This window comes from Lachnobacterium bovis DSM 14045 (assembly GCF_900107245.1).
GTDB lineage: Bacteria > Bacillota > Clostridia > Lachnospirales > Lachnospiraceae > Roseburia > Roseburia bovis.
In genome coordinates, this window is the sequence record NZ_FNPG01000023.1 from 20,014 (window position 1) to 37,792 (window position 17,779).

Below are 17,779 nucleotides of genomic sequence, written 5' to 3' on the forward strand. Positions count from 1 at the left end.
GACTATAACGTAACGTAATAGATTACAATGTAATCAAACGTTAAGGAGATGATAGTCATGAAGACAGTAAATGAAGTAAGTAAGCTGACAGGAGTGAGTAGACGCACTTTGCAGTATTATGACAAAATAGGGCTCTTGCGGCCGACAGAGTATACGGAGTCAGGGTACAGGCTGTATGACGATGCAGCGCTAGAAAGATTGCAGCAGATTTTATTGTTTAGAGAGCTGGAGTTTCCGCTTAAAGATATCAAGGATATCGTAACCAGATCTGATTTTGACAAGAAAAAGGCACTTGATCAGCAGATGGAACTTCTTGAATTAAAGAAGGAACACATAGAGAATCTGATCAATATGTGCCGGGGTTTAAAAATGAGAGGAGTGAAGAATTTGGAGTTTAAAGCATTTGATACAAGGAAGATTGAGGAGTATTCCCAGAAGGCCAAGGAGCAGTGGAAATCCACACCGGAGTATAAGGAATATGAAGAAAAGAGTAAGAGTAGGACGAAGGCTGATGAAAAGGAGATTATGAAAGATCTCATGAAGGTCTTTGAAGAGTTCGGGACAATGAAAGAGAAGAACCCTGCTTCACAAGAGGTGCAGGACCAGGTAAAGAAATTGCAGAACTTTATAACGGATTATTTTTATAATTGTACCGATGAAACCCTCTTCGGTCTTGGCAAAATGTATGCCGGTGGCGGTGAGTTCACAGAGAACATTGACAAGATGGGTGGAACTGGAACAGCTGAATTTACCTATCAGGCAATCAAGATTTATTGCAACCGATAATCCGATTGTTTTAATTATCATTAATATGATAGCTCCATCAATGTATATATTTAGGTCATTTATTGACACACAAAAAAATATGATTATACTTATAAATAAAAAAAATATGAGTGCAAAAAGAGGTGAATTATAGAATTATATATTCTACAATAATTCTAGTACACCTTTATAATATACGGAGGAATTTGTTATGGAATTAGTAAGAGTGCAGGATTCAAATTATCGAAAAACATATGAGCTTTATATGTCTTTTTCGGAAAATGAAAACGGGTATATGAATAATGTTTACGGTTATAGTTATGAACAGTTTCTTGAATGGATTGAAAAAAAGAGAAAATGGTCAATGGGGAAAGAGTTGCCGGAAGGATTTGTTCCAGATACTACATATGTGCTCGTTGACAAAGGAGTTTACGTCGGAGTTTTTAATTTAAGGCATTGTCTGAATGATTTTTTAAGAGAGGGGCCTGGTCATATAGGTTATTGTATTTCAAAGGAATATCGTGGAAAAGGATATGCAACTAAAGGACTTGAGCTTACTCTTACAAAAGCAAGACAAATGTGCATTCATGAAATATATATGAGCGTAAATAAGGATAATCCGGCAAGCCTTCGTGTACAGATAAAAAATGGAGCATACATTCATCATGAAAATGATAAAGAGTATTTTACAAGGATAAACGAGATTGAGAAAGAAGAAGTTAATAAGGCGACAGATGAAGCTATTGGAGTGGCCAAAAACTGAACATGGGGAGGATACATTGACTATGAAAAAAGAAATATATAAAAAAATTGCTGATTTGCTGGAAATTCCAGAGGATAAGCAGTGGTTTTTAGAAGAACCCGTTAGATATTATAAAGAGAATTTAGAGACAGAGTGGGATATAATTGATGATGAATTTTACGAGGACGAAGATAGTGTTATCTGGTTCTGTATAGTATATGAGATGATTGGGGAAAACAAGGCTTGGGAATTAGACTGGAAGGAAGAATTAGGAGAGTTTATGTATGCTTTAGAACAAATTCTTCCAGACGGATTAGAGGTTGAGGTTGAATCATTAAATGAGGATGATAGTATTCCTGATTGGGCAGAGTCTATCAACTCGGTGTGGACAAAATTTGGTTACGTGCTTGCTTGCTTTGACATAGATAGTGATAGTTACGTAATCTTTGTATGTAAAAAGGGCACTTTCGAACAGCTTCAGTTCGAAGCAAATAAAGTAGATAAAAGGATTGATTTAACACAGAATTTATAGTGTGGAAAAAATATTTGTGGGAAAACTTGGTGGTGAGAAAAAGTGAATTGTAAAGATATGATGAATTTAAAAAAATTGAATAATGTTTTAAGTCTAAAAGCTGGAGAAAAAGGATTAAATCATGTTATACGATGGATTTATTTTGCAGATTGTCTAGAGTGTGTGCAGAGAGAATATAAGATAACCAATTACATACACGGTGGAGAATTTGTGATTTTGACAAATAGAAGTGTGACAGATAATAATACAAAGCTCATGACTTTAGTTAGTACCATGCAGGAAAATGATATTGCAGCGTTAGGAATTAATGAAGGGCAGATTTCAGACGAGTTGATTGAATATTGTAATAATAATAATCTTCCATTATTCGAATTACCAGAGGAGTTTCCACTGATTGATCTCTCCCAGATTTTGTGTCAAGAGTTGGTAAAAGAAGAAAGTAATAGAAGTTCTATGGAACAGCTTTTTTCATCAATTTTAAATTCGGAGTATATTAATAAAGATAATATTTTGTCGCAAGCTAAGTCGTTAAATGTTTGTATGACAGGAAAATTATCTATTGTTGAGATAGCTTTTAAAAAAAATGAAAACAGCACAAATGATGAAAGCATGCTTGATTTAGGTCAAAAAATAAAAAGAATTATAAATATGGAGTTGTCTTCTTTTGAAAAAATATTGATTTTACCCCAAATGGATAGTGTTTTATTACTATATCCGATTGAAAAAATAGGCGAAAAAAAAACAAAAAAAATATTGTTACGTATTTTAGATATAATAGAAAAGAATTTTCAAGTGATTGTTGAAATAGGAGTTGGAAATGAAACAGAGTATTTAGAAGATATAAAAATAAGTCGAAAAGAAGCAGCGGCTGCAATTAGAATTGCAAGGCAATCTAAAAACTCAAGTAATCATATACATTTTTATAAAGATCAGGGTGTGTATACTTTGATTTCAAGTGTTACAGATGTAAGATTATTGGATCAATTTGTTGAAAACCATATTGGAGCATTGATTCGTGCTGATGAATTAAATGAAAGTAATTTATGTGAGACTTTAGAAAATTATATACATCATAATTGCAATGTTAAAGAAACTGCTGCGGATATGTACATTCATAGAAACACAATGAATTATCGTTTGAAAAAGATTCATGAAGTTTTAGGCTATGATTTCGATACAGTTGAAAATTGTATTTCGATAAAACTTGCATTCATAATTCGAGATTACAGAAAATGGCGAAAATTAAGTTAGACCATTGTAATTATAAAAAAGCGAATATTCGAACGATTGTGCACCGTGCACAACAAATATAGTTGATGTAATACATTGTATGATATAATATAGATGGGTATAATGCAATTAAATAAAAGAAACGAAATGAAAAAGGCAAAGACGTCAGATAACTTTATCTGCGTCTTTTTTTTTACTAGTAGGAGGTTAGTATTATGGTAAATGAAAAAACAATGAAGGATGTAAATATTATAATTGGAAAGAATCAAATGACAGATAAAAGTGTCATTATTGAAACTGAAAGAGAAAAGCTTGCAGAAGCTTTACCTGAAATAATAACAGAGCATGTTCCGGGTCAAAAATCACAGGAATTACTTGATAGAAGAAATGCAGCAATTCCGAAGGCATTATGTGGGAAAACATATCCAATATGTATCAAACAGGGAGCTGGTGCTATGTTTGAGGACTTAGATGGCAATAAATTTCTTGATTGGGTTGGAGGTGTAGGTGTACTTAACATAGGCTACTCCCACCCAGAAGTTATAAAAGCTGTAAAAAAACAAACAGAAAAATATTTTCACACAATTTTTAATGTATATGTTCATGATGGATATGTAGCATTAGCTGAAAAGTTGAATGAGATTATGCCATGTAAAGGTGATGTCAAAAAAACATATTTTGCAAATTCAGGAGCAGAATGTGATGAAAATGCAATTAAAATAGCGAAAGCATATACAAAAAGAAGTGGTGTTATTTGTTTTACAGGTGCATTTCATGGAAGAACTAATCTTACAATGGCATTGACAGCTAAAAAGTGTTATGCAGTTGGAATGGGACCTTTCCCATCAGATATATATCGTGCTCCATATCCTTATTTATATAGAGCACCTAAGGGATTTACTAATGAGGAAGCAATACAGTATTACATAGATGAATTAAATAAAGTCTTTGATGAAGGTGCGCCAGCAAATGAAATTGCTTGTATGTTGGTAGAACCATTACAAGGTGAAGGTGGATTTATTCCAGCACCAATAGAATGGGTGAAGGCAGTTCGTAAAATTTGTGATGATAATGGAATTTTAATGATTGCGGATGAAGTTCAGTGTGGTAACTGCAGAACAGGAAAATATTTTGCATCAGAATACTGGAAAGAAGCCGGTGCAGCACCAGATATTATTACTACAGCAAAATCAGTTGGAGGTGGACTCCCAATTTCTGCAATTACAGCAAGAGCAGAAGTAATGGATGCCGCGCCAGCAGGAACAATTGGTGGAACATTTTGTGGAAATCCACTTTCATGTGCATCAGGACTTGCAGTTATGGACGTTATGAAAAAAGAAAAGTTTGATGAAAAAGCAATGCATATAGGAAAGGTTATAACAGAAAAATATAAAGAACTTCAGAAAAAATATACAGTAATTGGAGATATAAGAGGTCTTGGAGCGATGATAGGTATAGAATTTGTAAAAGATCAAGAAACTAAAGAACCTGCAACTGAATTGGTTGCAAAACTAATTGATAATGCAATACAAAAAGGTTTGCTTCTTGAAAGTTGCGGTACTGCAAGCAATACAATCCGTTTTCTTGCACCTCTTACGATTACAGATAAGCAAATAGAAAAGGGAATAGAAATATTTGAAGAGTCATTAAAAGAAGCACTTGAATAATAAGGAGGGATTATATGGAGCAAAAAGCAAAATTTGATAAAGTAATGGGAGGATGGGACATCCTCGTTATAGCCTTTGGTGCTATGATTGGTTGGGGTTGGGTTATCAACTCAGGAGATTGGATAACTACAGCTGGATTTATGGGATCAATTCTTGCAATGCTAATAGGCGGTTTAATGGTTATATTTGTAGGACTTACATATGCGGAACTTACTGCAGCAATGCCACAGTGTGGAGGAGAACATAATTTTAGTTACAGGGCAATGGGAACAACAGGATCATTTATTTGTACGTGGATGATAATTTTAGGTTATGTAGCAACGTCTGCATTTGAAGCGACCGCATTGCCTACAGTAATTACATATCTTTTTCCAAATTTTAATCAGGTATATTTATATAGTATTGCAGGAAAAGATATTTACCTTACAACCATACTTTTAGGTGTTACAGTAGCTATTTTTATCACGTATATAAACATAAAAGGTGCCAAAACAGCTGCAATTTTACAAACGGTGCTTACTGCTATTATTGCACTTGCAGGTATATTATTAGTGGTTGGCTCTGCAATTCATGGAGATATATCAAATGTTTCAGGACAGATGTGGGAAGCAAAAAATGGAAGTACATTAAGTAGTATGTTCAATGTGGCTTGCATGACACCGTTCCTTTTTATTGGATTTGATGTAATTCCACAGGCAGCAGAAGAAATCAACGTTGAATATAAAAAAATTGGTCGTATTATGATTTTTTCAATTTTTTTGGCAGTAGCATGGTATTTGTCAATTATTTTTGCAGTATGTTATATAATGCCACAAAGCGCAATAGCTCATGAGATGACAGCTCAAAACGGATTAGTTTCTGTAAAAGCTATTGAAATCGCATTTAGATCGCCTCTTATGGGAAAAGTTTTGATTATAGGTGGCTTATGTGGAATCGTGACATCATGGAATTCATTTTTGATGGGGGGAAGTAGAGCACTTTATTCAATGGGTGAATCACTTATGATTCCAGAGAGTTTTGGCAAACTCGGAAAAAATAAAACACCAGTTCATGCAATTATTCTTTGTGGAATAGCATGTTGTATTGCTCCATTTTTTGGTAGAGGCGTTTTAGTTTGGCTTGTTGATGCAGCTTCGTTTGGATGTGTTATAGCATATTTATTTGTTTCAATTTCATTTTGTATACTTAGAAAAAAAGAACCTGAAATGAAACGACCATATAAGGTAAAAGCAGGAAAAATAGCAGGTTGTTTAGCAGTTATAATGTCAGGCTTTATGACTCTTTTATATATCGTGCCGGTATCTTTTTCAGCAGCTCTTATTTGGCAAGAATGGGTAGTTGTTGGAACTTGGGTAGTATTGGGAATGTTTTTCTATTTATATTCTAAAAACAAATATGGTACAGAATTCGGGCGTGATATTTTTACAAATGATTATTCCGATATTGTAGAAGAAGTTGTAGTTAGCGATAAAGTAAGCGCAAATACATCACACTTTGTTGTTACAGTTGGTTGTGAATATGGAAGTGGCGGTCCTGAAATAGCAAAAATGATAGCTGATTATTTTGGAATAGAATATTATGATAGAGATTTGGTTGACAAAGTTGTAGATAGACTTGGGGTTGATAAAGGACTAGTTGAAGCAGCAGATACAAAATTAGGTGTGAGATATGGCTTCGATACAAGTTATGGTGTACGTTATGCTAATCTTTCAAATAGAGTAATAAGTGCACAGTTCCAGGCAATAAATGATTTTGCAGATAAATCATCTTGTGTTATTGTCGGAAGGAGCAGTAATTATATTTTGAAAGGAAGAGAAGATGTATTGAATATATTTATTTATGCTCCAAGAGAAAAAGAGATTGAAGCTATAATGAAGAAGAAGGGTATCAGTAAGAAACAGGCAAATGAAGAGTGGGAAGCATTTGAAAAAGCTCAACATGCAAGACATGAATATATAACTGGTACAAAACGTGGAGATCGTCATAATAGAGATATTTTAATTGATAGTAGTTTGCTTGGTTGGGAGAAGACTTCTAGATACATCATAGAAATGATAGAATACAAATTTCAACAAAATGAAACAAAACTTATACAGGAGGCAGTTTAAAAATGACAGGATTTTCCATTCCAACAGATATACTAGAATTTGACAGATTTTCTCAGTTTGTTTCACAGGAAAAAGTTAACAAAGACGATTTAATCATAACTAGTGAGAGAACGTATAAACATTTTATTGAACCAATGAAACTAGATGCTCAAGTAATATATAGAGAAAAGTATGGTAAGGGTGAACCAACAGATGAGATGGTTGATGCAATACTATCCGATTTGAAAACAAAAACTTTTGAAAGAGTTATAGCAATTGGTGGGGGAACAATTATTGATATTTCAAAAGTTATTGCAGTATCAAAAGCGGATGATTGTGTGGATGATTTATATGATTGCTCGGAAAAATTAAAAAAAATACATCCTCTTATAATAATACCAACAACTTGTGGTACAGGTAGTGAAGTAACTAATATTTCTGTTATTAACAGGGTGAGAAAAGGCGTAAAAATGGGGCTTGCATCAGAGGCAATGTATGCTGATAAGGCAGTTCTAATAATGGAAATGTTAGATTCATTACCATACAAAATATTTGCAACATCATCAATTGATGCCATGGTTCATAGCGTAGAATCTTTTCTAAGTCCAAATGGTTGTAGTATTTCATATATGTTTTCTAAAGAAGCGTTAAAGAAAATTATAATAGCTTGGAAAAAAACGATGGATTGTGGAAATAAATCAGAAGCAAACGAAATGTATACAAATGAAAATTGGAAGAAATATGCATCAGATTTTTTGATTGGTTCAAACTGGGCTGGAATAGGATTTGGATATGCAGGATGTGCAGCGGTACATGCATGTGCATATCCCCTGGGCTCGGTTTATCATATACCACATGGTCAATCTAATCAGTTAATGTTCGAGGCCGTTATGAGAAAATACAAAGAAATACAACCTTATGGAAGAATAAATGAGTTAGAGAAGGTAATTGCAGATTGCTTAGAATCAAAAGTTGATGATGCAATGGAAGCATTATATTCCTTAATGAATCAGGTCTTATGTTGTGAACCCCTCCATAAGTTTGGAATTAAAGAAGATGAACTGAGTGTTTTTTCTAAAAATGTTATAAATACACAACAGCGTTTATTAAAAAATAATTATGTGAATCTTACGGAAGAGCAAATACTAGAGATATATAAATTTGCTTATTAAGTACTCGATAATTATGATGCATAATGGTATAATAACCAAAACAGAAAGCATCGAGGTAGAACGAATGAAATTAGAATTAATTAGAGTACAGGATTCCAATTATAAGAAGACATACGAATTATATATGTCGTTTAAAGAAAGAGAGAACGGATATTTAAATAATGTATATGGATATGATTATGAACAATTCCTAGACTGGATAGAGAAGAAGCGTGATTGGTCAGAAGGAAAAAATCTTCCAGAGGGTTTTGTGGCGGATACAACATATGTGCTTGCTGACGAAGGTAACTACGTAGGAGTATTTAACCTTCGTCATTATCTAAATGAATTTTTGAGAGAGGGGCCGGGACATATAGGATACTGCATTTCTAATAAATATAGAGGAAAAAACTATGCAACAAAAGGATTAAAATTAACACTTGAAAAAGCAAGAGAATTTAATATAAAAGAAGCATATTTGGCTGTTAATAAGGATAATCCTGCAAGTCTTAAAGTCCAGTTGAAAAATGGTGCGTACATACATCACGAAAACAAGAGCGAATATTTTACCAGAATAAAAATACAATAAAAAAGATAGGAAAGATATGAACAAATTATATTTAAAAGGTGTATTACTTACAGTTTTAGGGGCATCATGTTGGGGACTGTCGGGTTCAATGGGACAGTATTTATTTACAGTACAGAAAATGGATAGCAGATGGCTAGTACCAATAAGACTAGGATTAGCTGGAGTGATTTTGTTAGTGTATTCCTTTATAAAAAATAGAAAAGAAGTTATGCTTCCATGGGCTAACTTAAAAAGCTCAATTATAATGCTCTTGTATGGATTAATAGGAGTAAGTTTTTGTCAATTTTTTTATTTTTTGACAATAGAGCTATCATCAGCAGCAGTAGGTACAATACTTCAAGATTTGGCACCAGTTTTTATTCTGATTTTTACATGCGTTATTGGAAAAAGATTTCCAAAAGTTACAGAAATAGGATCAATTGCTATGGCATTAATTGGAGTTTTTTTGATTACAACACATGGAAATATAAAGACAATGTCAATTTCATCAATGGCGTTAATTACAGGAATAATAAGTGGAATCTGTGTTGCAATCTATAATATTTTAGCTCCAAAATTAAGTCACATAAAGGTCATCATAATTCAGGGCTGGTCGTTTTTGCTAGGTGGAGTTTTGGGTGCATTGATTTTTAAAATATGGGAAATCAAATATGTTCCAAACTTGTATGGTTTATTTGGAATAGTTTTTGTTATAGTTGTAGGAAATGTTTTAGCTTTTAATTTATATATAAGCGGTGTTCAAAAAATAGGTCCGGATAAAGCAAGTTTATATAGTTTTGCAGAACCAATTACAGCCACAGTCATTTCTACGACAATGCTTCATTCGAAATTTACACTATACGATGTAGCAGGGTTTATAATGATTTTTGCAATGCTGTGGTTAATTACTTTAGATGCAAAAAAGGAGAAATCAATTCAAAAGTAGATAAAAAAATTTATTATTTGTTGATAATAAATAATAGGTAGTGTAGAATCATAAGTGTGAATGTGAATTATAAATTATATATTTTGTGGAGGAGAAGGAAATGATTATTGTAAATACTGATTATATTAGTGGGAAAGAACTTCAAATGATTGGACTTGTAAAAGGTAGTACAATTCAGTCAAAAAATATTGGACGTGATTTTACACAAGGTTTGAAAACTATTGTAGGTGGAGAACTTAAAGCATATACTAGCATGATGAATGAAGCTAGAGATTTAGCAACAAGTAGAATGGTTGACGAAGCAATGGCATTAGGTGCAGATGCTATCGTAAATGTTCGTTATTCATCATCAGCAATTATGCAAGGCGCAGCAGAGGTAATGGCTTATGGAACTGCTGTAAAATTTGTTTAGTGAAAATAATATAGATGTTAATACCCTTTTACTGAAAAAGTATGTCGATAATTGAATGAAAGTGATTATCGTAACACATGTTGAATCAGTAAAAGGGTTTTTTAGCTTGAAAAGTCAGGTTAATAGCAAAAGTTGAGCGAATCATTTTTGAAATGAAAGTAATTTGGAGGAAATATGAAAAAGATTTCAAAAAGAAAATCATCAAATTTTAAAATTGGTGTTGGAATAACAAGTGTAACTATAATAAGTTTTTTAGTGTTTGCTTTTTTCAAAGTCGCAAAAATATTAAAAAGACGAACAGGCATGGTAGCTGACTATGATAAAAGAAACGAAATTTGGGAAAAGGTAGCAGGTAATTCTAAAAACTTAAAAATAGAAAAAATGAATGTAAAAAGAGTTGGAAATAAACTTTTTCAACACGCCAAATTTGATTACGCAATTGCAAATAAAAAGTATAAAGATGCTGAAAAAATAATTGATACTTTCACATATATGCACGAAATTGCAGGCGGCTACGAAGAAGAAACATTTGAAGATGAGCCATATATTATTCCATATTTAGCATCCCAAACAGGTGCAGTCGTTGAAACATCCGAAGTGTGCGCATCAGATATGGCTGTAGTGATTCTTCCAGGTGGAGGCTTTGGATATAAATCTATGGATGGAAGAAATGATGAGGGAAAGGATGTTGCAATTAAGCTTCAAAAAAACGGTATAAATGCATTTGTTTTACATTATAGAAGTAATCCATATGAGTATCCTATTCCTCAACTTGATCTCCAAAGGGCGATAAAATATATTAAATATCATGCTAAGGATTATAAAATCAATCCTCAAAAAATTGTTATTATGGGATTTTCCGCCGGAGGATTTATGGTTGGTTGCCATATAAATAAATTTAAAGGCAATGATTTTTTCCCAGAAAATTATAAACTAGATAAAATTGATAAAGTGGACGATAGTGTTGCAGCAGCAGCAATGATTTATCCAGCAGTAACTTTAAAACATAATGTGCCAATGCTTTTTGCAATGTTTGATGCAGATGAAGTAAGAGATAAAGAAAAAAGAGAAAAAATCCTAGAACAATACGATTTGAAAAAATACCTTTTACGTTCGAAGGAAGTGCCACAGTTTATTGCGTGGGGAACTAGAGACGTGATGGTCGGAAAAAAAGGCATACAGGATTACATTAAAGAAGCAAAGGGTATTGGAGTAGAAGTGAAAGAAGTAATCGCAAAAGGCCAAGAACACGGATTTGAGCAGAAGTATTATATGGACGATTTAATTAAATGGTTAAAATATTTATAGCATGATGCCATAATTACACTTAATATTGTATAAAATATATTGTCTCAAAACAATCCTATTTTCCAATTCATGTATAAAAATACATAAAAAATGTAAACTCTTTCATTCATGGACACTTGAAAAAAATTATGGTATAATCTACTTTCGTGGCACCTTGAAAAAAGTTAACCAATGTATATATGATTTTTAAAAAATTGTGTGTTAATTTTCTGGCACAATTTGGTCATCAGATACATTGATTTTCAAGACAGAAAGAAGGAAGGAGAAGTGATGTATAAGTATTTTTTTGCATCACACAAGAAAAATGAAAGAAAAAAAACTTGGTTTAATGTCCTTAATTCTGATGATTTTTACATCGGTTTATGGATTTAATAACATTCCAAGATCATATTACTTAATGGGATATGCAGCTATTCCTTGGTTTGTTATTGCGGCTCTCTTATTTTTTATTCCTTTTGCATTTATGGTAGCAGAATTTGGTTCTGCTTTTCGCCATGAAACAGGCGGTATGTACTCATGGATGTGTAAATCCGTTGGACCTAAATATGCATTTATCGGTACATTTATGTGGTACACATCGTATGTTTTATGGATGGTAAATGCTTCATCAGGAATTTGGGTACCAGTATCAAATGTAATATTTGGTGAGGATTGTACATCAAAATGGTCATTATTTGGCTGGAGCTTTTTATCAGGAACTAGACTCCTTGGAGTTATGGCAGTAATATTCTTTATTGTGATTACATACTTTGACACAAAAGGTATTGACAAAATAAGTAAAGTAACTTCTATTGGTGGTTCAGCTGTTCTTACAATTAATATTTTAGTTGTAATTGGTTCTATTGTAATGATTATTGCTCGTCATGGTCAATTAAGACAGCCATTTGAGGGCTTAGAATCATTAAAAGTTCCATTAAATGCAGAGTATCAGGGTAGCCCAATTATGCTTTTATCATTTATCGTATTTGCTCTTTTTGCATACGGTGGAATTGAAGCAGTAGGTGGACTTGTAGATAAGACAGAAAACCCTAAGAAGAATTTCCCTAAAGGAATCATAACAGCAGCACTTGTTATCGTTGTTGGTTATGCGTCACTTATTATGTTAGTAGGTTCATTTACTAATTATAATGAATTATTCAAAGGAAAAAAAGTTAATTTTGGAAACGTTTCATACGTAATCATGTCAAATTTTGCAGCAGAGTTTGGAAAAGCTTTTGGATTATCTAAAGCTACTCAAGTTGCATTAGCTCATGGATTCGCTAGAGTATTTGCTTTTATCATGTTATTAACACTTATGGGAGCATTATTTACTCTTGTATATTCACCACTTAAACAGATAATTGATGGTACACCAAAAGAGTTATGGCCTGGTAAAATTAGTGAAATTGCAGAAGATGGTTTGCCTAAAAACGCTATGTGGATTCAGTGTGCAATTGTTTGCGTAATGGTAATCTTAATATCATTTGGTGGTAGCACAATGAAAAAATTCTTCGATATTTTAACAGCAATGGTTAATGTAGGTATGACAGTACCTTATATGTTTATTTCATTTGCATTCCCTAAATTCAAGAAACTTGAAGGAATCGACAGAAGTTTCGTTGTTTATAAGAGTCAAAAATCAGCTAATTTCTGGGGTTATGTTGTAACATTAACACTTTTATTAGCAAATGTTTTTGCAATTATTGAACCTGCTTTATTAAAAAAAGATTATATGAAAACATTCTGGTCATTAATTGATCCTGTAATTTTTGGTGCTGTTGCATGGATAATGTATTCTTGTTATGAATATAAAGTATCTTCAGGAAAGGTTATAAATCAAAACAAAGGATTAAAAATCGAAACAGAAAATTAAAAATCGAAACAGAAAATTAAGCATAGATAATAAAACAAGTTTTTTAAAGAAGATAATATTAAATTATAAATAAAAATAATAACTATAATACCCTACCTTAGACCGTTTCGTTGATATGCAGCTAGGAAACTAGAAGCATATTTGATGAAACGGTTTTTTTTATAAAAAATAATTATTTGAAAGTCATTTATTTAAGACTACTTGTTTTAGTATAAGTATTGTTAAAGACAATCTTATTTTTTTTCGAAAAATAGATTAATAGACGAGAAACTATAATTGTGATAAAATCAAAAGGATTGTGTTAACTAGATGATTTGTTAAAATCCTTTAGGGATTTTCCGAAGGATTTGATATAAAAATAAATAGAAAATGAAACCAATATGTCATCATAGAAAGGTGAAATAAATGAATTTAAGAGAACTTGAAATTGGAAAATCAGCTACTATAAAAAGTGTTGGTGGAAGTGGTGCATTAAGACAGCATTTCCTTGACATGGGAATTATTCCAGGAAGCGATGTGTCATTGATTAAGTATGCTCCATTAGGAGATCCGATGGAACTTACGGTTTCAGGCTATTCGCTTACGATTAGACTTGCTGATGCCGAAAAAATTGAAATTGAAAATGTAAGAAATACCAGTGAAGTTATTGAAAAAAGGAAAAAGGATTTAAAGAAAGATATTCCACATCCTTTGATAGGAGAAGATGTCAATACAAACGAACATCGTAAAGAACATAAAGAAAAAAAAGCAATAAAAGGAAAGCTTACTTTTGCATTAGTTGGTAATCAAAACTGTGGCAAAACAACTCTGTTTAATCAATTAACAGGTGCTAATCAGCATGTTGGTAATTTCCCGGGAGTTACAGTAGATAGAAAAAGTGGTGCAATAAAGGGACATCCTGATACTGAAGTGGTAGATTTGCCAGGTATTTATTCGATGTCACCGTATACAAGTGAAGAAGTTGTGTCAAGAAGATTCGTTTTAGAAGAAAAGCCATCCGCTATTATAAATATTGTTGATGCAACTAACATAGAAAGAAACCTTTACCTTACTATGCAGTTGTTAGAACTAAATATTCCAGTGGTAATCGCACTAAATATGATGGATGAAATGAAGGGAAATGGTGGTTCTGTAAATATTAATTTATTGGAAAAATTAATACAGGTTCCAGTTGTTCCAATTTCAGCAGCCAAAAATCAAGGCGTCGATGAATTAATAACACATGCCTTACACATTGCTAAATATAATGAGAAACCAGGACGTGAAGATTTCTGCGTAAAAGAGGATCATGGTGGGGCGGTTCACCGAGCAAGACATGCAATCATGAGTATAATAGAAGATCATGTCGAAAAAGAGGATATTCCTATTCAGTTTGCTGCAAGCAAGATAATAGAAGGTGATTCGTTGGTAAGAGAAAGCATTAATCTTCATAAAAGTGATGCTCAGACGATAGAAAATATTATAAGTCAGATGGAAGAAGAAAGAGGGCTTGATAGAGCGGCGGCTATTGCGGACATGCGTTTTAAATTTATATATCGTATATGTAGTCAGACTGTTATCAAGCCTAAAGAAAGTAAAGAACAAGCCAGAAGTCGAAAACTAGATAAGTTCTTTACAGGTAAATGGACAGCAATTCCAGCTTTTATTGGAATAATGATGATTGTTTTTTATCTCACGTTTAACGTTATTGGAGCATTTTTCCAGGGAATTTTAGAAACAGTAATCTCATTTTTAACAGAAAAAATAGACGAGTTACTTACAGCAGCAGATGTTGCAAAACCAATTCATTCACTAATAACAGATGGAATATGCACAGGTGTTGGTTCTGTACTTAGTTTCGTTCCAATTATTGTAATTTTGTATTTCTTTTTATCCTTATTGGAAGACAGTGGATATATGGCAAGAGTGGCATTTGTCATGGATAAATTACTCAGAAAAATTGGACTTTCAGGAAGAAGTATTGTTCCTATGTTAATTGGATTTGGATGTAGTGTACCAGCAATTATGGCAACAAGAACACTTCCATCAGATAGAGACAGAAAAATGACTCGTATTTTGATTCCATTTATGAGTTGTAGTGCTAAAATGCCGATTTATTCGTTTTTTGCTGCAGCATTTTTCCCAGAATATGCACCGCTGGTAATGATTTTCCTTTATATTACAGGAATAGTAGTTGCAATAATTGTTGCTATTGCAGGAAAAAATTCATTCTTTAAAGGTGAGGCTGTACCATTTGTTATGGAACTCCCAAATTACAGACTCCCAGGCGTAAAAAATGTAATTATGCTTATGTGGGATAAAGCAAAAGACTTCATTCAGAGAGCATTTACAGTTATTTTTATCGGAACAATAATTGTATGGTTTTTACAGAACTTTAATTTATCATTTAAGATGGTAACAGATTCGGAAGAGAGTATTTTAGCATTAATAGCAGGTGTGGTTGCTCCAATATTTGCACCATTAGGTTTCGGAAATTGGAAAGCGGTTACATCTCTTATCTCAGGATTTTTAGCAAAAGAAAGCGTTGTTTCAACACTTACTGTCCTTTTTGGAGGAACAAATGGAATTAAAACAGGGATGACAGGACTAGAGGCTCTTACGTTTTTAGTATTCTGCTTGCTTTATACTCCTTGTGTGGCAGCAATTGCAACTGTAAAAAAAGAATCAGGAAGATTGTCAGCTTTAAAGATGGTTGTGTTTCAATGTGTGATAGCTTGGATTATTGCATATTTGATTCATACTTTAGGAATGGTGATATTAGCTATATAGTTTTTTAAAATTGCTAATAATAATATAAAATTCTTTAATGAAATGCTGGTTTCAGTGATATAGGTTTTTGAAAGGAATAAGTAATAAATGAGCGTTTTAAATGTAGAACACTTAACACATGGTTTTGGAGATCGTCAGATTTTTGATGATGTTAGTTTTCGCCTGTTAAAAGGAGAACATATAGGTCTTGTTGGGGCTAATGGAGAAGGTAAATCCACTTTTATGAGCATTATAACAGGGAAAATGCAACCAGATGAGGGCAAAATTGAATGGAATAAAAATGTTCGAGTTGGATATTTAGATCAGCATGCTGTGTTAAATCCGGGAATGACAATTGAGGATGTTTTAAAATCAGCATTTGATTCATTATTTCAACTTGAGGCTCGTGCCAATGAACTCTATGGTTTGATGGCTGAAGCCTCAGATGAAGAGATGATGGCATACATGGAAGAAACAGGTGAAATACAGGAGCTTCTTGAAGCGCATGATTTTTATATGATAGATTCAAAAGTTTCAGAGGTAGCAAGAGCCTTAGGACTTATGGATTTAGGATTAGATCATGATGTTGCTGAGTTATCCGGAGGACAACGTACAAAGGTATTACTGGCTAAACTTCTTTTGGAAAAACCAGAGATTTTATTATTAGATGAGCCAACTAACTATTTAGATGAGGAACATATTGTATGGTTAAAGAGATATTTAGAGGAATATGAGAATGCGTTTATTTTGATTTCTCATGATGTACCTTTTATGGATAGTGTAATAAATATTATATATCATATGTATGATCGTAAGTTAAATAGATATCCAGGAAGTTATGCTCATTTTGAGGAAGTATTTGCTATGCAAAAAGCACAGCAGGAAGCTGCATATAAACGCCAACAGAAAGAAATAGCAGAACTTGAAGAATTTGTTGCGAGAAATAAAGCCAGAATTTCCACTAGAAATATGGCTATGTCTCGCCAGAAAAAATTAGATAAGATGGAAAGAATAGAAAAGGTAACTGAAAAACCAAAGCCAGAATTTCATTTCCTTTATTCTAAAGCTCCAGGAAAGTTTATGATAACAGCTAAAAATCTTGTTATAGGTTATGATGAACCATTATCTTCTCCTCTAAATTTTGAAATAGAACGTGGATGCAGAATTGTTTTAACAGGAGCGAATGGTATAGGAAAGTCGACGCTTCTTAAAAGCCTGCTTAGCATAATTAAACCGATTTCAGGTAGGGTTGAATTAGGTGAAAATTTAGATATTGGTTATTTTGAGCAGGAAGCAGGAAATAATAATTCATCAACGTGTATAGATGAGGTTTGGGATGAGTTTCCATCGATGAATCAGGCAGAAGTCCGCGCAGCTTTAGCAAAATGCGGTCTTACAGCAAAACATATTGATAGTCAGATTAGAGTTTTATCTGGAGGAGAACAGGCTAAAGTTCGTTTGTGCAAAATTTTAAACAGACCTTCAAATCTTTTGGTACTTGATGAGCCCACTAATCATTTGGATGTTGATGCAAAAGAGGAATTAAAGCGTGCATTAAATGAATACAAGGGCAGTATAATTATGGTTTGTCACGAGCCGGAGTTTTATAATGACGTGGCAACAGACATATGGGATTGCTCAAAATGGACAACAAAAGTTATATAAAAAAATAAAGATAATACATTGAAAAACGGAATACTTCGTTTATAATATAATTATAAGATACAATTAGGGCGTATAATTAGAGCGTATAAGTTAGAACATATTATAT

14 protein-coding genes are annotated in these 17,779 nt (G+C 32.9%); all 14 read left to right on the forward strand.

The window, feature by feature from the left end:
- The first annotated feature begins 57 nt into the window (after positions 1–57).
- Positions 58–786: a MerR family transcriptional regulator gene (locus BLV79_RS09285; protein ID WP_074718368.1), complete on the forward strand. Its 729-nt coding sequence runs from the start codon at positions 58–60 to the stop codon at positions 784–786.
- Between the two features lie 190 nt (positions 787–976).
- Entirely contained in the window at positions 977–1,528 is a 552-nt protein-coding gene (locus BLV79_RS09290) for a GNAT family N-acetyltransferase (RefSeq protein ID WP_083354532.1), read from the forward strand.
- Between the two features lie 22 nt (positions 1,529–1,550).
- On the forward strand, positions 1,551–2,039 hold the full coding sequence (locus BLV79_RS09295; RefSeq protein ID WP_074718370.1) for a DUF6630 family protein: 489 nt from the start codon (positions 1,551–1,553) through the stop codon (positions 2,037–2,039).
- Between the two features lie 42 nt (positions 2,040–2,081).
- Positions 2,082–3,290 carry a PucR family transcriptional regulator gene (locus BLV79_RS09300; protein ID WP_074718372.1) on the forward strand — a complete coding sequence of 403 codons (1,209 nt, stop codon included), beginning with the start codon at positions 2,082–2,084 and terminating at the stop codon, positions 3,288–3,290.
- A 194-nt stretch (positions 3,291–3,484) separates the two neighbouring features.
- Positions 3,485–4,936 carry an aspartate aminotransferase family protein gene (locus BLV79_RS09305; protein WP_330389979.1) on the forward strand — a complete coding sequence of 484 codons (1,452 nt, stop codon included), beginning with the start codon at positions 3,485–3,487 and terminating at the stop codon, positions 4,934–4,936.
- 14 nt (positions 4,937–4,950) lie between these two features.
- Positions 4,951–7,044 (forward strand): amino acid permease, encoded by a 2,094-nt coding sequence (locus BLV79_RS09310; RefSeq protein ID WP_074718374.1) that lies wholly within the window; start codon positions 4,951–4,953, stop codon positions 7,042–7,044.
- Positions 7,045–7,046: 2 nt separating this feature from the next.
- Positions 7,047–8,195, forward strand: coding sequence for an iron-containing alcohol dehydrogenase (locus tag BLV79_RS09315; RefSeq protein ID WP_074718376.1), 1,149 nt, complete (start codon positions 7,047–7,049; stop codon positions 8,193–8,195).
- A gap of 64 nt (positions 8,196–8,259) precedes the next feature.
- Positions 8,260–8,763 (forward strand): GNAT family N-acetyltransferase, encoded by a 504-nt coding sequence (locus BLV79_RS09320; protein WP_074718378.1) that lies wholly within the window; start codon positions 8,260–8,262, stop codon positions 8,761–8,763.
- A gap of 16 nt (positions 8,764–8,779) precedes the next feature.
- Positions 8,780–9,688, forward strand: coding sequence for a DMT family transporter (locus BLV79_RS09325; RefSeq protein WP_074718380.1), 909 nt, complete (start codon positions 8,780–8,782; stop codon positions 9,686–9,688).
- A 100-nt stretch (positions 9,689–9,788) separates the two neighbouring features.
- Entirely contained in the window at positions 9,789–10,100 is a 312-nt protein-coding gene (locus tag BLV79_RS09330; RefSeq protein ID WP_074718382.1) for a YbjQ family protein, read from the forward strand.
- 174 nt (positions 10,101–10,274) lie between these two features.
- A complete protein-coding gene (locus BLV79_RS09335; RefSeq protein ID WP_074718384.1) occupies positions 10,275–11,408 on the forward strand; it encodes an alpha/beta hydrolase in 1,134 nt (377 codons plus the stop codon).
- Between the two features lie 304 nt (positions 11,409–11,712).
- Positions 11,713–13,260: a glutamate/gamma-aminobutyrate family transporter YjeM gene (gene yjeM, locus BLV79_RS09340; RefSeq protein ID WP_074718432.1), complete on the forward strand. Its 1,548-nt coding sequence runs from the start codon at positions 11,713–11,715 to the stop codon at positions 13,258–13,260.
- A 405-nt stretch (positions 13,261–13,665) separates the two neighbouring features.
- Positions 13,666–16,029: a ferrous iron transport protein B gene (gene feoB, locus BLV79_RS09345; RefSeq protein WP_074718386.1), complete on the forward strand. Its 2,364-nt coding sequence runs from the start codon at positions 13,666–13,668 to the stop codon at positions 16,027–16,029.
- A gap of 87 nt (positions 16,030–16,116) precedes the next feature.
- Positions 16,117–17,673: a ribosomal protection-like ABC-F family protein gene (gene abc-f, locus BLV79_RS09350; protein WP_074718388.1), complete on the forward strand. Its 1,557-nt coding sequence runs from the start codon at positions 16,117–16,119 to the stop codon at positions 17,671–17,673.
- Positions 17,674–17,779 lie beyond the last annotated feature (106 nt).